Raw genomic sequence first — 21,739 nt, 5'->3', positions numbered from 1 at the left:
AATCAGCGGGCAGCTTACCGCGTGAGCGATGTCGCCCCTGTGTCGTCGACACTGTCCGCGACGGCGGCGCCGATTACTGATGGTGCTCGGAAGTGGTTGACCGCGGAGAATGGGCCAAGTCAACAGGTTGCCCAGGCATCGGGTGTCGCACGGCTCTTCAGTCAGACGATTTCGCGATAGATTCGTGCCGTGTCTGCGGCGCACTTGTCCCAGGAGAAGGCGGCGAGGCGTTCATATCCACGCGCTCGCAGGTCTGCTTGCAGGGCCTCGTCGGTTGCGACGCGCTCAAGAGTAGTGCGTAATTCCTCGGGGCTATTGGGATCGAAATATGCGCCTGCGTCTGCGACTACTTCGGGGATCGATCCTGCGTTGCTGCACACAACCGGGCACCCGTGGCTCATGGCTTCGAGGGGTGGAATCCCGAATCCTTCGTATTTTGAGGGGCAGATGAACGCGGCGGCCGCCTGGTAATGTGCCGCGAGTTCGCGGTCGGTGCCTGACTCGAAACGCACCTGGTCGCCGATCCCCAGCCGATTGATTTCTTCCTGCTCGTCGCGGCGCAACGGGGGTCCGCCGAAGGCTATCAATTCGAATTCCCGCAGTACCGGAGAGCTGCTATACGCCTGCAGCAACGTGCTGAAATTCTTATATCCCCCTCGCAGTCCGACGTACAAGAGCGTCGGTCTTTGTCCGCGTAAACCGTCCTGTGCCGAGTCAGCTTCGGCAGTCAGCGAATAGCCAAGGTGCACGACACTGGTGCGCGCTGGGTCGATATCGTGAAGACGTACCAGGTCTTGCCTGGTGTTCTCGGAGATGCAGATGATGTGGTCGGCGCGTTTGACCGCCGCGCGCTTGGCGGCGATCGCAAGTTTGGCGTTAGGCATGAAGAGCTCGTGGATCATGTCGTAGACCGTGACGACGCGGCGCCGTGCCTTACCCAATGGTTTGGCGGAGAAATAGGTTTCGTGCACGATGTCGGGATTGGCTCCCCTCCATGCTAGGGGCGCAGCCAACCGGTTTGTCAGTCCGAGCGCAAGGGGGATGCCTGCGAATTCGGAGCGCACGTACTTGCCCCGCGTGAGGCCGCGGGCGGAGTCGTTCGCCAGGTAGTTGTTGATGTGCAGTGGGGCGATGACCGATGCCTCCACGCCGTGCGCGGGAAGGCGGCTTGCCAGTTCGACGAAATAGCGTGAAACAACACCGTATCGCTGGTAAGCGAAGATGTGATGGTCGAATGCGACTTTCATAGGGGCTGGACTCCCGTGTGTTCGGCCTCAACCATGGCTTTGACGACGTCGTGCATTCGGTAGGTCGGCGACCAGCCGAGCACGTCTCGTGCTCGGGACGCATCGCCGAGCCCTCCGGTGAGATCAGAAGGGCGCCTAAGCGCCTCGGAAAGATCGGTATGTTCTCGCCAGTCAAGACCGAGGTGATTAAAGGCGGTCTGTGCGAATTCTTCGAGAGTGTGGCTTTGTCCGGTGGCGATCACGAAGTCTGAGCCGCTGGGTTGTTGCAACATGCGCCACATCGCGTCGACATATTCAGGTGCCCATCCCCAGTCTCGTTTGATGGCAATGTTGCCCAGCGTCAAACGTGAGCGCTCGCCTTTGGCGATGCGGACCGCGGCGGCCACAATCTTCTTGGTCACGAAACGCTCGGGGCGCAACGGCGATTCATGGTTGAACAATATGCCGGTGCTGGCGTGCAGCCCGTATGCCTCCCGGTAGTTGGCGACCAGCCAGTGTGCTGTGCTTTTCGCTACGGCGTAGGGGCTGCGGGGGCGGAAGGGGGTTTGCTCATTTGCCGGCTGGCCTTCGGTGTCTCCGAAGCATTCACTGGAGCCGGCGCTGTAAAAGCGGACGGGCTTATCCAGAAAACGTATCGCTTCGAGCAGATTGATCGTGCCGACGGCCATGCTGTCCAGGGTTTCCACCGGCTGTTCAAACGATAGCCCGACTGAGCTTTGGCCGGCTAGGTTGTAAATCTCTTGGGGTTCGGTTTCCCGCAGTACGTTGAGCACGCTGCGGAAGTCATTGGCCGCCATGGATTCCAGGCGAACATGATCCCGGACTCCGAGCCGCACCAGGTTGGGGAAGCCACCGATCTGAGCGTCTCGCGACGTGCCGATTACCTCGTAACCTTTGTCGAGCAGCAGGCGCGCCAGATAAGCGCCATCTTGGCCTGAAATGCCGCAGACAAGCGCTCGCAATAAACCCTCCTGGGGATCGCCCGCACCACCAAAGGTACCGAAGGAAAGAACAGTCCGAACGTACGCCACGGTTGGACCGATGAGCAATCCAACCTCCGTCGGTGCGCTGGCGAAAGATCGTGATCGTGCACCTGTCGTTGCCGCAGGTGAAGCCGGGTAGGCGCACCCGCAACCGGGTCGATGGCCCACCACCGGCAGATTGGCACTCGTTCGACATGATCATGCAGTTGGCCGGTCTCACCGCAGTCGATCCAGGTCAGCTCCTGGGCGATCGCCGCACCAGTGATCGTCACCAAACTCAATCGTGCGCATGATCGTGTCGGCAACAACGTTGAGCGGGCAGGCACTGGCCTCAGACACGGGCAACCCCGCGGGTGTGGCGGTCGAGTGTAGGAACCCGAATCGTCACGCACCGAGGTCGCACCTCAACTCAGCGACACGCATTCACCGTTATCAACCAACCAACCACGCACTCTCATTCGGAAGAGCCGTTAAACTCGTGGGGTCATTGCGCATCGCCAACCCGGCTCTGGTGATCTACATGGCGGCGCAGGCGTTTGTACGGCGAAGTTATGCTGAGCCGTTCGAGGATGTTGGTTTCGGGATAGGGAGAAGAGTACGGAGTGCGAATTGAAATAGGAAAGCGCCCGTGAACGAGCACGAAAAGTTGACGCTGAATGTGCCGAGGAAGTCGCCGAACAGGGCAAAACCCAAGAGCTTACCCTCCTCTCTTCTCACAGGATTTCCGCGTCCACTAGTGCTCGATACTCATACCATTTCGCCGCGCTTGGCGGCCCGCAGGATATTGCGGCGACGATTGTCGAAGACCTGCCGGTCGGTGCCCATCCGGATCGTCCCTGGGGGCACAGTGACAACCCGAAAACCGTCGTTTGGAAGTACCTTAGAACCATGTGGAGTTCGAGATCGATGACTCCATGGACAATAAGCTGCTGATGTCAGTGGCGCCTCGCGGGTTCCTGCGCAGAAAGATGTGAACGTGAATGGCCAAGTTCGAATAAGTGTCGGCATTCCCGTCTACAATGGCGGGGCGTCTCTTGAGCAGGCTCTCAGATCTATAAGTTCTCAGTCGTTTCGTGACTACGAGGTGATCATCTCTGACAATGCGTCCACGGATAATACGGCTCAAATCTGTCGAGAAATGGCTGCAATTAATCCACGAATAAAATACTTTCGCCAGGAAAAAAATATTGGCGCCGCTGCCAATTTCAAGTTCGTTTTGGATAAAGCAGTCGGTGAATATTTTCATTGGCTTGCTGCAGACGATACGCGGTCAGACAATTTCTTGGAGTTGAATATCAACTTCCTGGAGGAAAATGTCGACTATGTAGCGTCAACCTGCCCGAACAGGTTCATAGGGCAGGCTGAAGCGGACAATGTCACCTTCTCGCTTGTCGGCACTCCGGGCGAACGCTTTGCGGGCTTTATGGACCATTGCTGGCAATCTCAAGCTGTGTACTACTCTGTGGTTCGGACCGCGATCCTGCGCCAATGTGATGTCATCGGTCAGTCATTCTGGGCGGCAGATTGGGCGATCGATCTGTTCCTTGCCTCGCGTGGAAACATAAATCGAACCGATGACGGCTGGTTGGAACTCGGTGTGTCGGGAGCCAGTAGCCGCGCGGACGCATACCGTGTTCTCCGAGGTCGGCGCATCGAAGCTGTACTGCCGTTCTTCACTTTCTCGGCCTATGCGCTCAAATTGGCTAAGTCTTTCCCCCTGACCGACAGGGTGTCACTATTGTCTCGGCTCGTGGCACTCAATTGGCGCGTGGCCTATGGGAGAGTATTCACCGCGTTGTATCAGCGGTACAAGGCCGGTCTACGCCCAATGCCGAGGGGCAACTGAATGCTGCGCAGCATCAAGTAAATCTAATCTGTTATCGCCTGGGTATCAAAGCTGTTGGTTCAGCTGCCCACGGTCTCCTACAGAGCTTGCCGGGCTGTCGCAGCCTTGCTAAGAAGCCGCACGTCACCGGATCCTGCGCAGAAACCCGTCCGGCGCCATGGTTACTTGTAATCTTTGCGGAATTTTGCGGTCAATCTCGAACTCGGAATGCGACTTGAGAAATTCCCAGACTGCCGTCTTCGGGTTGTTGCCAGGGCCCCACGGCCGGTCGGGGAACTTGTCCGCGCCCAAGTCCTCGATGATGGTATCGAAAACCACGCAATAGCTATCCGGCGTCACTAGAGGTGCATAGGCCGACAATTCGGCGAGGACATGCTCATGCGTGTGGTTGCTGTCGAGACAGACGAGCACAGGGCCATCACAGCGCGCCAGATCGTGAACCTGTTGAATGATGTCCGGGTCGATGCTGGATCCTTCGATCATCGAAATGTATTTATACATCGGGTGGGCTTCGATCGCAGCCCGATTATGAGGCCGTATCTCGATATCGACGCCGACGACTTGCCGGCTGGGAGTCCGCACGTCAAGAGGTGTGTCATTGGTGATCGCGTCGCACACGTCAAGCAGCGAGAGCATGGAAGCGCTGAGGATCAATGAACCTCCATGCGCGATTCCCGTCTCGACGATCACGCTAGGCTTAATCCTCCAAATCAATTCCTGCAGACAGACCATGTCCTGCGGGTATTGGATGATCGGCCGGCCGAGCCACTCGAAGTTGTACGAATAGCGGCGCGTGAGGCTTCGGTCGGTCCATTCGGAAGTTAGGCGAGCGATTTCTTGGTCGTTGGCCAGAGCCTCCACATTCTCGACCACGCTCCGCTGATGTTCTGTCTGAGTGTGTTCGGACACGTTCATGCTCCTAAGGTGATTCAAGGCCCCAGCTCAAAGCGGGGTCGAGACCCGAGCCCCACCGGTGAGGATGATACTTGTGTCGATTTTCAGGGTCTTCCTGCCCGAGACGGCGTCGATTCGAGCCGGCAGTGTCCGCACCCGGAATTTGCGCCGGGAAGCCATGCCGGCCCGACGATTGGCCCGAAGTACAAGATGCGAGCCGGTCGGGGCCACGCAGCCTTGGCGATGCGTGATCGATTGCAGGAAACCCTCAGCGCTGAGAAGATCGATGCGCGGTTGTCCTTCTTGCCCGCCGGCTCGATGCCGGCGTGCGAGTCCCTTCCCGCGAATGAAGTTAGCTACGATCTCCGGACGGCCCGACCAACTTGCCGAGCAAACACGAGATGACGGAGGACGACGTGAAGCACGTCCTGGACGCTCCGCACCGGGTTGCGAAGAAGACGGTCTGACCGGCAACGAAGATGGAGAACAGCGACCGTTTCAGTGACAGGGCAACGAAGCGCATCGGCATTTTTGCGAATGGGAAGGCCGGCTATTCCTGTCTCGAGAAATTGCTCGCTTATGCGCCGGAAAGTGTCATTGCGCTGATAACCGACAACGAAGCGATCCCCGATGAGTTCGACATCCCCGAGGGATGTGAAGCGAAACTCTGGCAGGAACAGGGTGAATCGGAGAGAGCGAACTGGCTTCTCTCTAAGCAGCTCGACGTCATCATTCTGGCTTGGTGGCCGTATTTGCTCAAAGGAGGGATCCTGGATGCGGCGCCAGTCATTCTCAACACTCACCCAAGCCTGCTTCCGTATTGTCGGGGAAAAGATCCCAATTTTTGGGCAATTGTCGAAAGCGTCCCCTTTGGCGTGACACTTCACCACGTGAATGCCGCGATCGATGCTGGCGAAATCGCCTTCCAGAAGGAAATACCGGTGTCCTGGTCGGACACGGGAGGAACGCTCTACCACAAGGCCCTCACCGAAATGGTGGAGCTTTTTGCAGAAGCCCTCCCGACGATCGTGCACGGCGAAATCCCACGGATTCCGCAGTCAGACGTCGGCAGTCTGCACTATCGCAAGCAGCTCGAGCCGGCCAGCGTCATCGACCTCGATGCGCCGACTACGGCCAGAGAGGTGCTGAACCGCCTGCGTGCCCGGACCTTTCCTCCGTATCCTGCGTGCCGCTTTACCGACGGCGAGGATGTTTACGAGGCCAGGGTCACCATCGACAAGGTTACGTAGACCTAATCGACGTCACCCTCGGGTTATCGATTCCGATCGCCCGGACGCACTCTCATGCACCACGAATCGCCCTAATTACCTGGACAACTCGGCGCTGCTCCGCGTCGGTGATGTCATGGAAACTGGGAATGTTGATGGCGCGGTTGGGGATATCGCCGGACCACTTCCCTCCCAACGATCCTGCGAAAGGTGGGATCACCGACAACGGATGGAAGAAAACCCGGGCATCAATGTTCTCCGCGGCAAAAGCCGCGGTCAGATCCGCTGCGGTGATGCCCGTCGCTTCATCGAAAACGACGGTCGGCATCCAGAATCCGTTTTGCGTCCCCGCCGGCTCGGGGTTCATCGATATGCCTTCGACGCCGGCCAGCCCATCGATGTAAGCGTGGAAGATTTCTCGTTTCCGCGACGTCAAGGCTTCGATGCGTTCCATTTGTGCGCATCCGATCGCCGCCTGGATATTGGACATTTTGTACTTGAAGCCCACTACGTCTGGCCAGAACTGCTTGGTCTGGCTGCGTGCGCGTCCGTGGTTGCTCAAGGTGAGCACTTTCTCATACAGATCGTCGTCGTTGGTGACGAACATGCCGCCCTCACCGGTGGTGACCGTCTTGGTGCCATGAAACGAAAAGGTTCCAAAGCAGCCCATCGAACCGGCGCGCTTGCCGTAGTAGATCGAACCGATGGCTTCGGCGGCATCCTCGATGACCGGGATACCGTGCTTCTCTCCGATAGCCAAGAGGCGATCCATCTCGCAGAGGTTTCCGTACAAATGCACCGCGAGAATGGCTTTGGTGCGGGGCGTGATGGCGGCTTCGGCCAATTCCGGGTCGACGCACCAACTCTCGGGCAGGATGTCAACGAAGACGGGCTTGGCCCCCAGGTGGACGATCGGCGCCGCCGAGGCGATCCAGTTGGTGTCGGCCATGATGACCTCGTCGCCGGGCCCGATTCCGAGCGCAGCCATGCCCATGTGCAGTGCGCCCGTGCAACTCGACGTGGCGATCGCGTGCTTGATGCCGAGGTGCTCCTTATACGAGTTCTCGAACCTCCCGATGTACGCATAACACTGCTCACCCCAGCCGTTCGCGGCGGCATCGGTGGCGTAGCCCACCTCGAGGTCGGTGATCGACGGCTTGGTGTACGCGATACGGGGCTTCACAGGAAGCTCAATTCAGGAACCGCCGTCACGAAAATCGCACCTGCCTCGGCAAGATCTTTCAGTTGCGTCCGCACTTCTTGAGCGATGTTCCTGGGGAGGATCACCACGTAGTCTGGCGAATTTTCCCGCAGCGCCTGCGGCGCGCGGATTGGAATGTGGCTTCCCGGCAGGAATTTCCCTTGCTTGGATGGTGCGGCGTCACAGACGTAGGGCAACAGGTCGGGCCTGATACCGGCGTAGTTCAGCAAGGTGTTGCCTTTGGCGGCCGCTCCGTAGGCGGCCACTCGTCGGCCGGCACGCTTCTGTTCGATCAGAAAGGCCACCAGATCGTCCTTCACCCGGTCGGTTCGCTTCTGGAATTCGGTGTAGGTCTCCAGCCGAGTCACCCCGAACTCGGCCTCGCGCGCGAGCAGCGCCGCGACGCGCTCCGTTGTGACGATCGCTGCGTCGGTGTGGCAGCCATATACCCGTAGGCTACTGCCGTGAGTTGGCAGCTCCTCGACATCCCACACGCGCAGGCCGGCTTCGGCGAAGATGCTGGCCACCGCGGTGAGTGACAGGTAGGAGAAATGCTCGTGGTAGATCGTGTCGAACTGGGTCTGCTCGATCAATGGGACAAGGTGCGGAAATTCCAGTGTGACAGTGCCTTCCGGTTTAAGCGCTGCAGCCAATCCCCGGGTGAAGTCGTTGATATCGGGCACGTGTGCGTAAACATTATTGCCGGCGATCAGATCCGCCGACCGTCCTTCATCTGCCAGCCGGCGGCCTAGGGCTTCACCGAAGAATTCCCGCATGACTGGGATGCCCAGCGCCTCGGCTGCCGCGGCCGTGCTTGCCGTCGGCTCGATTCCCAGGCAGGGAATCCCCGCTGCCACAAAGTTTTTCAGAAGATAGCCGTCGTTAGAGGCGACCTCGATGACGAAACTCTCGGGCCCAAGCTGCAACCGGTCGGTGATCATGCGCGCGTAGTCGGCGGCGTGATCGAGCCAACTGCTCGAAGTGCTGGAGAAGTAGGCGTAGTCGGCCCTGAACAATTCCTCAGCCTGGGCGTAGTCCTCGGTCTGCACCAACCAGCACCGGTGACACACCCTCACGCGCAGCGGGTAGTGCACCTCGGGATCGGACAGCTGCTCGGCGTAGACATAGGCGTTGGAGGGCGGTGCAAAGCCCAGGTCCACAAAGCTGTGTTCCAACGCCATGTCGCAGTGTCGGCATTTCATAAGGCGACTCCGGTGAAATCGGCACTCAATAGCGGATGGGAAAGGTCACGGGGCGAAAGGTCTTGTGGCGGCAATGGCCACGTGATGGCGAGCCGCGGATCGTCGTGCCGTAGACCGCCCTCGGAGGCCGGGTTATAGAACGCGGTGTGCAGGTAGAGCAACTCGCTGTGGGGCTCCAACACCTGGAAGCCGTGGGCGAAACCCTCAGGAATGACTAGCATTTGCGCGTCATCCTGGGTCAGTTCCACGGCGTGCCACTGCAAGAAGGTCGCGGATCCGGCGCGCAGGTCGACCGCGACGTCCACGACCCGACCGCGAAGGCACCGGATCATCTTCATCTCCGCGTGCGGCGGGTGTTGGAAATGCATGCCGCGCACGGCGCCGACGCTGCTGGTACGGGAGTGATTGATCTGCACGATCTGGCGCTGGCCCAGCACGGGCTGCAGTTCCTCGGCACAGAAGAGGCGGGTGAAGGCGCCGCGGGCATCCCGGTGCGGTACCGATTGCGCAATCTTGACGCCGGCCAGCGGCGTGTCAAGGATTTTCATGTTGTCGCCCAACCTAATCCCGCGCTGGCCGCATCGGCGACGTAGGTCTCCAGTTCCTCGGCGCTCGGCAGTGCACCCGATTCCATCAGAAGGCGATACCAGATGGCTGTGTGATGGATTGCCTGGTCCAGCTTCCACACGGGACGCCACCCCAACTGTATCCGCGCCTTGGAGCTGTCGAGTTGCAGTAGGCCTGCCTCGTGCGGCTGGGGATCAGATGTCACTTGCCAGCGCAGCTGCGGCCAGGTGTGCGCAAGTTCGTGGAGTACCTGGTCGACGGTCCGGTTTCCTTCGCCGTCCGGCCCAAAGTTCCACGCGTCGGCGCAGGCAGTGTCGCCCGCCACGAGTCGCTGACCCAGCACCAGATAACCACTGAGGCAATCTAATACGTGCTGCCACGGTCGCGTCGCGTGCGGCGAGCGAATGACGAGGGGCTCGCGGGCGGCAACCGAACGCACCAGGTCTGGAATCAGTCGGTCCTCGGACCAGTCGCCACCGCCAATCACATTGCCGCCGCGGGCCGTTGCGAGCAGCGGTGCCGACGGCTGTTGCAGAAACGCGGTCCGATAGCTCGCAGCCACCAACTCGGCGCCGGCTTTGGACGCGCTGTAGGGATCGTGACCTCCCAGGCGGTCTCGTTCACGGTACGCCCAGGGCCATTCGCGGTTTTCGTAACACTTGTCGGTCGTGACGACGACGATGGCACGCACGTCCGGTGTGCGGCGGGCGGCCTCGAGCACGTGCGCAGTGCCCATCACATTGGTGGCCCAGGTGGCGATCGGCTCGCGGTAGGAGCGACGGACCAAGGGCTGTGCTGCCAAATGGAATACGATCTCGGGTTTTGCAGTGTCGAATACCCGACGGACTTCCGCTTCGTCGCGGACGTCGATGCGGTGATCCTGGATCGCTAGTTGCAGTAGGTTCCAATGGCTCGGCTCGGACGTCGGATCTAGTGCGATGCCAGTGACTTCGGCGCCCAGGGATTGCAGCCACAGACACAACCAGCTGCCTTTGAAGCCGGTATGACCGGTAACCAACACGCGGCGCCCGCGATACGCCGATCCGAAAGCGTTCAATTCCAGCATTTCCACGGCGCTTCGCCGCTACTCCAGAGTTCTTCGAGCATGTTCTTGTCCCGCAGCGTGTCCATGGGCTGCCAGAAGCCGGAATGCTCGAAGGCCATCATTTCGCCATCGGCAGCGAGACGGGTCAAGGGTGGGCCTTCCCACGAGGTCTGGTCGCCCTCAATGTAATCGAGTACCGAGGGCGACAGGACGAAAAATCCGCCATTGATGAGGCCGCCATCACCTCGCGGCTTCTCGACAAAGCCCGTTACTTGTTCACCGGCGCACTCCAGGGCCCCATAACGTCCCGGCGGGAGCACCGCGGTAACCGTGGCGCGGCGGCCGTGTTGGCGGTGGAATTCGACGCTCGCGCCGATGTTCACGTCGCTCAGCCCGTCACCATAGGTAAAGCAAAACGCTTCGTCATCCCGGATGTAGGCTTCCACTCGCTTGAGGCGCCCGCCCGTAAGGGTGTTCTCACCCGTATCCACCAGCGTCACTCGCCAGGGCTCCGCATGGTGCCGGTGGACTTCCATCTTGTTGGCGGACATATCAAAAGTGACGTCCGACATGTGGAGGAAATAATTGGCGAAATATTCCTTGATCACATACCCCTTGTAACCGCAACACACAATAAAATCGTGGATACCGTGGTGGGAGTAGAGCTTCATGATGTGCCATAGGATTGGCCGTCCGCCGATCTCCACCATGGGTTTGGGGCGGATCGTGGTTTCTTCGCTCAGGCGAGTACCAAACCCGCCGGCCAACAATACGGCTTTCATCGGCATCCCTTTCGACAGCTCCGTCGGCTACTTCCGGATCTAACGCGCCGCACCAGGCCCACTGTGCCACGAGACATCTGACTGACTACCTAGATCCAGTGTGCGGGCGCGGCGCGCCCCCTTGGGCCGACGCTTTGCTAAGAATAAAGTTGCTGACCGAGAGATCGCGGATCGGCCCGCGACGGGTGTGGGCAGCGGGAATAGGACTCACGTGGAACTCAATCTCAATCCGCTGGCCCTCCTCGCGCAAGCCCTGACGGCGGGCGAAGCTAGGCAGCGCACTCTGGTTGGCCGCGGGCTCGCGTGGCAGGTGCGCGAACGGGAAGTCGTCAACGGCCTAGCCGACGTGGAATTCTCGGTGTTCAGTCAATTCGGCGACGACGGCATCATTCAGTGGCTCATCCATCGGCTTTCGGGATTGAGCGAGACCTTCGTAGAATTCGGCGTCGGGGACTACCGAGAGTCCAACACCCGGTTCCTGCTGCTGAACGACAACTGGCGCGGACTGGTGATGGATAGCTCCGATCGAAACGTCGCCGTCATCAAGCGCGACGAGATTTCGTGGCGCCATGATCTCCAGAGCGCATGCGCCTTCGTGACGGTAGAAAATATCAACCAGTTGATGCTGGATCATGGGTTCGAAGGCGAGATCGGACTTCTTCATATCGACATTGACGGCAACGACTACTGGATCTGGCGTGGCCTCACTGCCGTACGACCCGCGATCGCGATCATGGAGTACAACAGCGTGTTCGGCGCCGAACGCGCGATCACGATCCCCTACGACCCGAATTTCAGTAGAGAACGCATCAACAATCTGTACTTCGGCGCCTCTCTGCCGGCTATGTGCGACCTCGCTACTTCCAAGGGATATGACTTCGTCGGTAGCAACAGTGCAGGGAACAACGCTTATTTTGTTCGCTCCGACCTGCAGCACGGACTGAAGGTGCTGACCGCTGCGGAGGGCTACGTGACGTCCAAGTTCGCCGAGTCCAGGGACAGCAAGGGCCGGCTGACCTATCTGCGCGGCGAGCGGCGGCTGGCTTCCCTGAAAGGATTGCCCGTGGTCAATACCCGGACGGGCGCCGAAGAGGAGCTCTGAGTGTTGATCGACCCCTCGCCGTGTGACTGTGCTGGGCGATTACGACCCAGAAGGTTTTACCTGCGCGACCGGTAAACAGCCTGGAACAGAAGCGTGAAGGGAGCCTAAGCAACGCGGGCAGGGACGTGACCCACCTAAGAGAATCGTGCATTCAAGCTCGGGCTCGTACCATGACCTCTTGACGTAGCAGGGACGACTTCGATGATGGGATGCCAGACGTTTGGGTGACGAGCATGCATCGACAGAAGTAAGGATCTTATGAAGCGAGCGCTCATAACCGGAATCACCGGACAGGACGGCTCGTATCTTGCCGAGCTGCTGCTAGGTAAGGGATACGAGGTCCACGGGCTCATCCGTCGAGCTTCGACGTTCAATACCTCCCGGATCGATCATCTCTACATCGATCCACATGAATCGGGTGCGCGACTGCTCTTGCACTACGGCGACCTCACCGACGGCACCCGATTGGTCACTTTGCTCAGCACCATCGATCCCGACGAGGTTTACAACCTTGCTGCGCAGTCGCACGTGCGTGTCAGCTTTGACGAACCGGTGCACACCGGCGATACCACGGGCATGGGATCGATCCGACTGCTCGAGGCCGTTCGCCTCTCTCGAATCGACTGCCGCTTTTACCAGGCATCCTCGTCGGAGATGTTCGGTGCGTCGCCACCACCGCAGAACGAGCAGACACCATTTTATCCGCGCTCACCATACGGCGCGGCAAAAGTCTTCTCTTACTGGGCGACACGCAACTACCGAGAAGCGTACGGTTTGTTCGCGGTGAACGGCATCTTGTTCAATCACGAATCGCCCAGGCGCGGCGAAACATTCGTGACCCGAAAGATCACGCGAGCAGTTGCGCGCATCAAAGCCGGCGACCAGTCAGATGTCTATCTAGGCAACCTCGATGCCGTTCGTGACTGGGGGTACGCGCCAGAATATGTCGAGGGTATGTGGCGGATGCTGCAGGCTCCTGAGCCCGATGACTTCGTCCTGGCGACAGGTCGTGGTTACAGCGTGCGCGAGTTTGCCCAGACCGCATTCGAACATGCCGGCCTCGACTGGCAAAAGTATGTGAAATTTGACGACCGCTATCTGCGTCCCACCGAAGTCGATTCACTGATCGGCGATGCCACCAAAGCCGCCCAGTCGCTCGGATGGAAGGCTTCCGTGCACAGTGGCGAATTGGCGCGGATCATGGTCGAGGCGGACATCGCCGCTTTGGAATGCGACGGAAAGCCATGGATCGACAAGCCGGTCCTCGCCGGCTGGAAATGACCCGAGTATGAACTCTGCACCGGGCGTCCTTGACCGCACTTCGCCGGTATACATCGCAGGGCACCGCGGCTTGGTCGGCTCCGCCTTGGTCCGCAGATTTCAGTCCGAAGGGTTCACGAATCTTCTTGTGCGGTCGCACAGTGAGCTCGACTTGATGGACCGGGCCGCAACGTTTGACTTCGTTCTCGAGTCAAGGCCGCAGATCGTCATCGATGCCGCGGCCAGGGTCGGTGGCATCATGGCCAATGACACCTATCCCGCCGATTTCCTGTCCGAAAACCTGCAGATCCAGGTCAACCTGCTCGACGCCGCGGTGGCGGCGAGGGTGCCACGGTTGCTGTTCCTCGGCTCCTCCTGCATCTACCCGAAATTCGCTCCTCAGCCGATCCAGGAGAGCGCGCTGCTCACCGGCCCCCTGGAGCCGACAAACGACGCCTATGCGATTGCAAAGATCGCGGGAATCCTTCAGGTGCAAGCGGTTCGGCGTCAATATGGCTTGTCGTGGATTTCGGCGATGCCAACCAATCTCTATGGACCCGACGACAATTTTTCTCCTTCGGGTTCGCACCTGCTGCCGGCGCTCATCCGCAGATACGAGGAGGCGAAGGCAAGCGGAGCCCCAAGCGTGACGAACTGGGGCACCGGCACCCCACAGCGAGAGTTGTTGCATGTCGATGACTTAGCCAACGCGTGCCTGTACCTTCTCGAACATTTTGACGGCCCAGATCACGTCAACGTGGGTACCGGTGTCGATCACAGCATCAGCGAGATTGCCGAGATGGTTGCCGCCGCGGTTGGCTATGCGGGCGAAACGCGCTGGGACCAAACGAAACCGGACGGAACGCCGCGCAAGCTGCTGGACGTCTCAGCGTTACGAGGCCTGGGATGGCAGCCCAAAATCTCCCTGCGCGACGGCATTGAGGCAACGGTGGCGTGGTACCGTGCGAACGCAGCTGCGGCCCGGCAATAGAGCAGAGCGCGTACGAGACGCATATCTGGACGTCGGTTCCCCGAAGGGGCATTCTCCTCGGCCATTCGCATGTTAGTGTTATGCGATGCAATTGCTGGATCAGGTTCGTTTGATCGCGCGTGCCGCGCCTTCCGAATTGTTGCGCTACTTCTCCGAACGCAATTGGAAACGCAAGTTCGTCAAACAACTCGAATCGCTTAATGTGAATGTAGTTTTCGACATAGGCTCAAACACGGGGCAATACGCTGCCGGCCTCCGCAAAGCGGGCTACCAGGGTCGCATGATCTCGTTCGAACCCCTCTCGCAGCCTTTTGCGACGTTGGAAAGAAGGGCGTCAAAGGATCCACTTTGGGATTGCCGGAGGCACGCGCTGGGGGACGCCGACGGCACAGTGTCGGTGAATATCGCAGGCAATGCTGCTCAGAGTAGTTCCGTGTTGCCGATGCTGAAAAGCCATCAAGATGCCTTTCCGCCAGCGAATTACGTTGGCGTCGAAGACGTCGCCGTGTATCGGCTTGACTCTGTGGCGTCAGAAATTTTGCGGCCAACCGATGTGACTTTCCTGAAGATCGACGTCCAAGGTTTCGAGAAGCAAGTGCTCGCCGGTAGTGAAACGACGCTCGCCAACAGTTGTGTGGGCATGCAACTCGAACTTTCTTTTCTGCCCTTGTATGAAGGGAGCATGCTTATCCCGGAAGCGCTCGAGTGGGCCTATTCCATGGGTTTCACGCTAACCGGATTACTACCCTGTTTTATCGACCCGCGGGACGGCCGGATGCTGCAGGCAGACGGTGTATTCTTGCGTGAGAAGGATTGACTTGACAATGCATTTGTTCTGTCGCCTGAATCGAATCCAGATAAAGTGCCTATGGCTCCGACCGACAGCCAATTCGAAAGCCGTGAAGTAGCGTCATGAGTGCACCAACGTTTTCGATCATCGTCCCCACGTTCAACTCGGCCGCGACTCTACAGGCGTGCATCGAAAGCATTGCCCGCCAGACGTACACCGACTACGAACTGGTACTCGTAGACGGCGCTTCGACAGATGGAACCCTCGACATCGCGAATGGTTTTGGCGCTGACCTTGGTGAACGCCTGGTCATCCACAGCGGCCCAGACCAAGGCCCCTACGACGCCATGAATCGTGGCGTCGGAATGGCCACCGGGGAATGGGTGCTCTTCCTGGGATCCGATGACACCCTGCTGGAGTCGGCCACTCTGGAGCTTGTGGCCGCCTTCATTCGCGGGCATGAGCCCAGCGACCTGGTCTATGGCGATGTCGTCATGCGCTCAACCGGAGCCCGACACGCCGGCGCCTTCGATCTCGATCGTCTGCTGTTTGAGACGAACCTGTGCCACCAGTCAATCTTCTACCGCCGCAAGCTCTTTGACGGCATCGGTCCCTACAGCTTGCGCTATCCGGTTTGGGCTGATTGGGATTTCAACATCCGCTGCTTCTCCAACCCGGCGCTGGTGACCCGATACATGGACATCGTCATCGCGGAATACAACGACATGACCGGGCTCAGTATGAGGCAGAGCACCGATAAAGAATTCAGAAAGAGGCTGCCGATGTATTTTTGGGTGGCCGCCTGGGAGACGTGCGGCCGGATGCTGGTGTTCTTCCGGAAAAAAGAGAACCGGCGACTGGCGTTGCGCGCCTTGATGATCAGGTCCAGAGCCGCATCGAAGGCGCGGGCACAGCAGTAGCGCAGGTTCGTTGCCATGCCCGTTCGTCGGGCCGCGATCGTGTGTCGCGGACGTCTAAGCGCTGGCTTCGGCGGCCAGCCGATAGCCGCGCACGGCTACCGGAATGAACACCGCGAGCAGCACGACTGCCCAGGCAACGGTTATCGCGAACGGCAACGCGAGCGGCCCCCCGTAAGCCAATGCTCGCATCGTCTCAATGGGTGGCGAGATTGGTTGCATGCGGATCAAAGGACGGACCCAGCCCGGGAATGTGCTGATTGGAGTCGCGCCCGGGTTGACGAACGCCATGGTGAATGTGAGTCCCAACAACCACGTCATTGCGGTCCGACCGTTGTTGCGGACAGCCAGTGCCATCACCAACGCAGTGAACCCGCTCACCACGACCGACGGGATCAGAACAAAAAGCAATGCCGCAAGCCAGCCCTGATTAAAGCGGAGCCCTAACCCGAGCCCGATCACGGTAATGAGGATCGTGCCGATAAATGCCCGCACGACCTCGGCGGTTAACCACCCGATGAGCGCGCTCGCCCGATGTATCGGCAGAATCCACATCCGGCTGATCAGCCGCGACTCGCGGTCCATGGTGATGCCGACGGAATTGCCAAGCGAGCCGAACAAAGCGGATATCACCGCGCACATGGGGACCACGCCGTAAACGCTGTCGACGCCGGTGACTTTGTGCACCTGCTCGCCTAGCACGATTTGGTAGCAGAACAAGAGGAAGACTGGGAGCAACAGCGACCCCATTAGGACCGCTTGGTCGCGCCGCCACCTGAGAAGGAGCCGAGCGGCCTGCACCCAACTCTCGGTCACCAACGACCCCTGGGTCTCGAGTCGATGCGTCACTAGCCACGCCTCTGCATCCGCAACGTAAGCGTCCCAAAGACCAGCACCATGCCCAAACACCACGCCAGAGTGGCTGCCATATTGCTAAATATCACATGCCCGCTCGCCAGGCCACGCAATGTTTCGGCGAACTGTGACACCGGCTGGTTGCGAACATAGGGGCGCAACCAGCCGGGGAAGGTTTTCTCGGGGGCGATCCCGGTGGACAGCATGAACAACAACAGTTGGGGCACGAAGAGGAGGTGACTGGCGCCTTGGACAGTTTGTGCGCGCGATCCCAGCGCGTCGGCGCCGAGCGTTACGGCTAAGCACAGCAGCAGCGCAATGATCAGGAAAGCTATCGCGTTGCCCAATCCACCGGTTAAGCGGAAACCGAACGCATAGCCGGCCACCATCGCCACTACGAGGCAGAGCGTGCCCCGCATCAGAGTGGCTGCTACGCGGGCGGTCACCGTGGCTGCCGCTGCGACCGGCAGGGTCCGTATTCGCTCACCGAGCCCATACAGACGGTCACGCGCAGCACGATCCGCCGTCATCAACCCTACGAAAATCATCGACTGGGCGACCACCGCGGGCAGAAAGTACTGCGTATAACTGACGGACCCAGTGTCGATCAGGCCGTGTAGCGCCACACTGAACCCCGCCAAATACGCTGCGGGGGAAAGGACTTCAAAGATCATCTCACCGTCGCGTGCCGCTGACATCAGCGACCGTTCGGTGAGGGCGGCAAGGGCGCTCATGGCCGGATTGCGGTCTGCTCGGTGAGGTGTAGGAATGCTTCGTCGAGCGAGGGCTTACGCAGCGAGATATCCGCGAGTTCGAGCCCGAGCGCGTCGACCCGACGGAATACTTCGACCAACGTCGCCACGCCGTCGGGCGCGAACACCGACACCGAACTCGAGTCGGTGTCGATATCGACGCCGTCGAGGCCGGTAAGCGCTTCGGCGACGCGGGGGAGATCGGCGGGATTGGCTGGCGTCACCTGGCAGTAGCTGGCACCCACTGCGCGCTTGAGTTCCTCGGCGGTGCCGCTGGCGATCACCTGCCCGTGGTCGATGACGACGATCGAGTCGCTCAACACGTCGGCCTCTTCCAGGTACTGCGTGGTCAGCAGCACCGTGATGCCCTCCACAGTCAGCGAACTCACCAGGGCCCATACGTCACGGCGGCTGCGTGGGTCCAGCCCGGTGGTCGGTTCGTCCAGGAAGAGCACCTGCGGCGGCACCACCAACGCACTGGCCAAATCGACGCGCCGAAACATGCCGCCGGAGTAGGTCGACATCCGACGGTCGGCGGCGGCAGTCAGGTCGAACTGCTCAAGCAGTTCGTCGGCGCGCGCCTTCGCCTGTCGCCGATTCAATCCGCGCAGCCGGCCAAACAACACCAGGTTCTCCCGGCCCGTCAGCATGGGATCCATTCCGGTGAACTGTCCAGCCATTCCGATGCTGGCCCGCACCTCGGCGGGCTGGCGCGCGAGGTCATACCCGGCAACGCTGGCGCGACCCGAACTGGGGCGAATCAACGTGGACAGGATGTTGATCGTGGTGGTCTTGCCGGCGCCATTATGGCCCAGCAGCCCGCACACCGTCCCGGCCTGAACCGAGAAGTCCACGCCATTGAGCGCGATCGTGTCTCGCCCGAATGTCTTTGTGAGGCCTACAACCTCAATAGCAAGTGGGCTCACGGTAGGAGTATTTCACGGTGCGTAACGGCGTGCTGACGGTATCGACAGATGACGACGTGGGGGAGGGGATGGGCTTGAAGCAAACTCATTGGCGTCCAATCTTTCTCGCCGCGCTATTGCGCGGAGGGCATCGACCGCCTCGCTATCCGGGACAGCGAAACGACTAGGAACACCTAGACGGTCGGCCTGGCAATCGGGATCTCGGCCGTGGGGGCGTCCGCGTCGTCGTCCTCGCGCAGCAGGGTGCGCACCGAGGGGCGCGTGCCCACCGAGCGGAGCAGCAGGCTTGCCGGCCGCGGCCGAACCAACAGCGGCCACCAGAACCACCGCCCGAGCAGGGCAGCGATGGTAGGCGTCATGAACGAGCGCACGATCAAGGTGTCGAACATCAGACCCAGCCCGATCGTGGTACCCACCTGACCAATGATGCGCAAGTCGCTGACCACCATCGATGCCATGGTGAATGCGAACACCAGGCCCGCGTTCGTCACGACCTTCCCGGTGCCGCCCATCGCCCGAATGATGCCGGTATTGATGCCGGCGGCTATTTCCTCTTTCATGCGGGACACCAGCAGCAGGTTGTAGTCCGAGCCGACCGCCAGCAAGACGATGACCGACATCGGCAGCACCATCCAATACAGCTCGATGCCGAAGATGTACTGCCAGATCAGCACCGACAACCCGAACGAGGCGCCCAAGGACAGGGTCACCGTGCCCACGATGACGAGGGCGGCGATAAAGCTTCGGGTGATGATGAGCATGATGATGAAGATCAGACACAGCGCGCCGACGCCGGCGATCAAGAGGTCGTAGGTCGAACCGTCCCGGAAGTCCTTGAAGGTCGACGCGGTGCCCGCGATATTGATCTTGGCGTTTTCCAGCGGCGTGTTCTTGAGGGCTTCTTCAGCCGCCTGCCTGATCTTGTCGATGCGGGCCACGCTTTCGGACGTTGCCGGGTCGCCGCGGTGGGAAATGATGAAGCGGGCGGCCTTTCCATCGGGCGACAAGAATTGGCTCATCGCTTTCTTGAAGTCCGCATTCTCGAAGATGTCCGGCGGCAGGTAGAACGAGTCATCATTCTTGGAGGCGTCGAACGCCTCGCCCATGGCAACGGCGTCCTTGTTATTGCTGTCCATCTGGCCGATGATCCCGGACATGGTGCTGTGATTGGTCAGCATCATCTGTCGCATGTCCTCCGACATGGCGATCATCGGCGGGTACTGCTCGAGCAGCTGCGGCATCAGCTTGTCCATATTGTCGAGATCTTTGAGAAGATCCGTCAGTTTGTCGCTGAGTGTATCGATGCCGTCGAGCGTGTCGAATATGCTTCTCAATGACCAGCATATCGGGATGTCATAGCAATGCTTTTCCCAATAGAAGTAGTTGCGCAGCGGCCGGAAAAAATCCTCGAAGTCGGACACATGGCCTCGTAGGTCATAAATGACTTCGGCCATTTCCTTGGTCTTCTCGATGGTATCGTGCGTGATGTCGGTCATGCGCGATTGCAATTCGTAGATGCGCTTCATGATCTCGATTTGTTTCGCCATCATGTCCGCCTGGACGAGCATGTCATCCATACGCAGCTGCATGTACTTGATGTCCTGGCTCATCATCGCCTGTTGCATGCTGAGCAAAAACGGAATCGACGTGTGCTGGATCGGCGTTCCCTCCGGCCGCGTGATGCCCTGCACCCGAGAAATACCGTGAACCCCGAAGACTGCCTTGGCAAGCCTGTGCAGCACCAGGAAGTCCGCCGAATTCCGCATGTCGTGATCGGCCTCGATCATCACGATTTCGGGCATCATCCGCGATTGATTGAAATGACGATCGGCGGCCGCGTACCCGACGTTGGCGGGAACGCTGTTGGGCATGTACAACCGGTTGTTGTAGCTCGTCTTGTATCCGGGCAAAGTGGCCAGGCCGACAATGGCGATCGCTATCGTCGCGCACAGGATAGGTGCGGGCCAGCGGACGATTGCCGTGCCGATGCGGCGCCAGCGGCCGAACCCGATCGTGCGCTTCGGGTCGAATAACCCGACACCACCGCCGACGGTCAGAACCGCCGGAACCAGCGTCAAAGCGATCAGGACCGAAATCAGCATGCCCAAAGAGCAAGGCAGACCCATGGTTTGGAAGATGGGCATGCGGGTGAAGCTCAGGCACAACATCGCCCCGGCGATCGTCAGACCCGAACCCAGGACCACGGGGGAGACGCTGCGATAGGTGGTGAAAAACGCGGTTTCCCGGTCCTCGCCGGCCTGGCGCGCCTCTTGATAGCGGCCGAAGAAGAAAATGGCGTAGTCGGTCCCGGCGGCCATCGCCAGCGCGACCAGCAAGTTCACGGCAAACGTCGACAGGGCAATGAAGTTGTGATCGGCGATAAAGGCGATGACACCCCGCGCGGCAAAAACTTCGACGCCCACCGTCAGCAACAAAAGAATGACGGTGATGACCGAGCGGTACACGAAAAGCAGCACGATGAAAATGATCAAGGCGCCGATCATCGTCATCTTCAGAATGGATCGGTCACCGGCGAGCTGCATATCGGAAAAAAGCGCCGCCGGGCCGGTGACATAGGCCTGAATGCCGGGAGGCGGTGGCGTCCGCGCGATGATGTCGCGGATCGCCGCCACGGATTCCTGACCCTGCGTGGTGCCCTGATTGCCCGCCAGGTTCAACTGCACATAGACGGCCTTGCCGTCGGGACTCTGGGCACCCGCCGCGGTGAGGCGGTCTCCCCACAAATCCTGCACGTGCTCGATGTGCTTGGTGTCGCTCTTGAGCTCGCGAACCAACTTGTCGTAGTAGGCGTGTGCCGAGTCGCCGAGCTGCTGCTGCCCCTCGATCACCAGCATCGCGAAGCTGTCGGAGTCCGATTCCTTGAAGTCCCGGCCCATGCGCTGCATGGCCTGGACGGCCGGGGCGTCCTGTGGGGCCAGCGGCACCGAATGCTGTTGGCCCACGATCTCGAGCCGCGGGACGCCGAAGGTCACCAGCAGGGTCAGCGCTACCCACCCGATGATGATGAGCGCCGAAAAGCGACGGATGTTCCGCGCGATGCGGGGAGGCCGAGTTCCTTGGGTCGTCATGCGGCCCCCAGCGTGTCTGCGGCGCTATCGCCCTGCGTCACGATGTTCCCCACGGTTGCTG

Annotated in this window: 20 protein-coding genes; 8 read left to right on the top strand and 12 right to left on the bottom strand. The window is 60.0% G+C overall.

Annotated elements, in window-relative coordinates; all coding sequences use genetic code 11:
- Positions 1-161 precede the first annotated feature (161 nt).
- Both OCU_RS40035 and OCU_RS40030 read right to left on the bottom strand, forming a co-directional pair.
- Positions 162-1,247, bottom strand: a complete 1,086-nt coding sequence (locus OCU_RS40035; RefSeq protein WP_014380415.1) for a glycosyltransferase family 4 protein — start codon at positions 1,245-1,247, stop codon at positions 162-164.
- Entirely contained in the window at positions 1,244-2,296 is a 1,053-nt protein-coding gene (locus OCU_RS40030) for a GDP-mannose 4,6-dehydratase (RefSeq protein ID WP_231119622.1), read from the bottom strand. Before OCU_RS40030 ends, OCU_RS40035 begins: the two co-directional genes overlap by 4 nt.
- A 654-nt stretch (positions 2,297-2,950) precedes the next feature.
- Between OCU_RS40030 and OCU_RS51905 the strand changes: the two genes are divergently transcribed.
- Positions 2,951-3,163, top strand: coding sequence for a CmcI family methyltransferase (locus OCU_RS51905; RefSeq protein ID WP_196771122.1), 213 nt, complete (start codon positions 2,951-2,953; stop codon positions 3,161-3,163).
- A 43-nt stretch (positions 3,164-3,206) separates the two neighbouring features.
- The gene (locus tag OCU_RS50545; protein ID WP_231119623.1) at positions 3,207-4,076 is read left to right on the top strand and encodes a glycosyltransferase family 2 protein; all 870 of its coding nucleotides are present in this window, start codon (positions 3,207-3,209) and stop codon (positions 4,074-4,076) included.
- A 123-nt stretch (positions 4,077-4,199) separates the two neighbouring features.
- On the opposite strand, the gene OCU_RS40020 is transcribed toward OCU_RS50545, so the two are convergent.
- Positions 4,200-4,991 (bottom strand): cephalosporin hydroxylase family protein, encoded by a 792-nt coding sequence (locus OCU_RS40020; RefSeq protein ID WP_014380411.1) that lies wholly within the window; start codon positions 4,989-4,991, stop codon positions 4,200-4,202.
- A 458-nt stretch (positions 4,992-5,449) separates the two neighbouring features.
- Here OCU_RS40020 and OCU_RS51700 point away from each other — a divergent pair, with 458 nt between their 5' ends.
- On the top strand, positions 5,450-6,220 hold the full coding sequence (locus tag OCU_RS51700) for a formyltransferase family protein (RefSeq protein WP_020188582.1): 771 nt from the start codon (positions 5,450-5,452) through the stop codon (positions 6,218-6,220).
- Positions 6,221-6,272: 52 nt separating this feature from the next.
- Here OCU_RS51700 and OCU_RS40010 read toward each other — a convergent pair whose 3' ends face one another.
- The 5 genes from OCU_RS40010 to rfbF are packed head-to-tail and all read right to left on the bottom strand — an operon-like array spanning position 6,273 to position 10,996.
- Positions 6,273-7,382, bottom strand: coding sequence for a DegT/DnrJ/EryC1/StrS family aminotransferase (locus OCU_RS40010; protein WP_014380408.1), 1,110 nt, complete (start codon positions 7,380-7,382; stop codon positions 6,273-6,275).
- A complete protein-coding gene (locus OCU_RS40005; RefSeq protein WP_014380407.1) occupies positions 7,379-8,581 on the bottom strand; it encodes a class I SAM-dependent methyltransferase in 1,203 nt (400 codons plus the stop codon). Before OCU_RS40005 ends, OCU_RS40010 begins: the two co-directional genes overlap by 4 nt.
- Positions 8,582-8,598: 17 nt before the next feature.
- Positions 8,599-9,162, bottom strand: coding sequence for a dTDP-4-dehydrorhamnose 3,5-epimerase family protein (locus tag OCU_RS40000; protein WP_231119624.1), 564 nt, complete (start codon positions 9,160-9,162; stop codon positions 8,599-8,601).
- On the bottom strand, positions 9,147-10,235 hold the full coding sequence (rfbG, locus tag OCU_RS39995; RefSeq protein ID WP_231119625.1) for a CDP-glucose 4,6-dehydratase: 1,089 nt from the start codon (positions 10,233-10,235) through the stop codon (positions 9,147-9,149). The genes OCU_RS40000 and rfbG overlap by 16 nt, the downstream gene beginning before the upstream one ends.
- Positions 10,223-10,996 (bottom strand): glucose-1-phosphate cytidylyltransferase, encoded by a 774-nt coding sequence (gene rfbF, locus OCU_RS39990; RefSeq protein ID WP_026071340.1) that lies wholly within the window; start codon positions 10,994-10,996, stop codon positions 10,223-10,225. Before rfbF ends, rfbG begins: the two co-directional genes overlap by 13 nt.
- A gap of 211 nt (positions 10,997-11,207) precedes the next feature.
- Between rfbF and OCU_RS39985 the strand changes: the two genes are divergently transcribed.
- The 5 genes from OCU_RS39985 to OCU_RS39965 all read left to right on the top strand — a co-directional run bounded on the left by OCU_RS39985 (position 11,208) and on the right by OCU_RS39965 (position 16,059).
- Positions 11,208-12,098, top strand: a complete 891-nt coding sequence (locus OCU_RS39985; RefSeq protein ID WP_014380403.1) for a hypothetical protein — start codon at positions 11,208-11,210, stop codon at positions 12,096-12,098.
- Positions 12,099-12,356: 258 nt separating this feature from the next.
- A complete protein-coding gene (gene gmd / locus OCU_RS39980; protein ID WP_014380402.1) occupies positions 12,357-13,379 on the top strand; it encodes a GDP-mannose 4,6-dehydratase in 1,023 nt (340 codons plus the stop codon).
- Positions 13,380-13,386: 7 nt separating this feature from the next.
- Complete coding sequence (locus tag OCU_RS39975) at positions 13,387-14,349, top strand: GDP-L-fucose synthase family protein (RefSeq protein ID WP_026071341.1); 963 nt, start codon at positions 13,387-13,389, stop codon at positions 14,347-14,349.
- Between the two features lie 85 nt (positions 14,350-14,434).
- Positions 14,435-15,166 carry an FkbM family methyltransferase gene (locus OCU_RS39970; RefSeq protein WP_014380400.1) on the top strand — a complete coding sequence of 244 codons (732 nt, stop codon included), beginning with the start codon at positions 14,435-14,437 and terminating at the stop codon, positions 15,164-15,166.
- Positions 15,167-15,261: 95 nt separating this feature from the next.
- Positions 15,262-16,059 carry a glycosyltransferase family 2 protein gene (locus tag OCU_RS39965; protein ID WP_014380399.1) on the top strand — a complete coding sequence of 266 codons (798 nt, stop codon included), beginning with the start codon at positions 15,262-15,264 and terminating at the stop codon, positions 16,057-16,059.
- 54 nt (positions 16,060-16,113) lie between these two features.
- Here the strand turns inward: OCU_RS39965 and OCU_RS39960 are convergent, their stop codons facing one another.
- The 4 genes from OCU_RS39960 to OCU_RS39945 all read right to left on the bottom strand — a co-directional run bounded on the left by OCU_RS39960 (position 16,114) and on the right by OCU_RS39945 (position 21,678).
- On the bottom strand, positions 16,114-16,905 hold the full coding sequence (locus OCU_RS39960) for an ABC transporter permease (RefSeq protein WP_080587935.1): 792 nt from the start codon (positions 16,903-16,905) through the stop codon (positions 16,114-16,116).
- Positions 16,905-17,645, bottom strand: coding sequence for an ABC transporter permease (locus OCU_RS39955; RefSeq protein ID WP_014380397.1), 741 nt, complete (start codon positions 17,643-17,645; stop codon positions 16,905-16,907). The genes OCU_RS39960 and OCU_RS39955 overlap by 1 nt, the downstream gene beginning before the upstream one ends.
- Positions 17,642-18,589 carry a daunorubicin resistance protein DrrA family ABC transporter ATP-binding protein gene (locus tag OCU_RS39950; RefSeq protein ID WP_026071342.1) on the bottom strand — a complete coding sequence of 316 codons (948 nt, stop codon included), beginning with the start codon at positions 18,587-18,589 and terminating at the stop codon, positions 17,642-17,644. Before OCU_RS39950 ends, OCU_RS39955 begins: the two co-directional genes overlap by 4 nt.
- Before the next feature lie 173 nt (positions 18,590-18,762).
- Entirely contained in the window at positions 18,763-21,678 is a 2,916-nt protein-coding gene (locus tag OCU_RS39945) for an MMPL/RND family transporter (protein ID WP_014380395.1), read from the bottom strand.
- Between the last annotated feature and the right edge of the window lie 61 nt (positions 21,679-21,739).

The sequence above is a fragment of the Mycobacterium intracellulare ATCC 13950 genome, assembly GCF_000277125.1.
Taxonomy (GTDB): domain Bacteria; phylum Actinomycetota; class Actinomycetes; order Mycobacteriales; family Mycobacteriaceae; genus Mycobacterium; species Mycobacterium intracellulare.
Note: the sequence above shows the minus strand (reverse complement) of the source record. Positions and strands in the feature narration are given on the sequence as shown.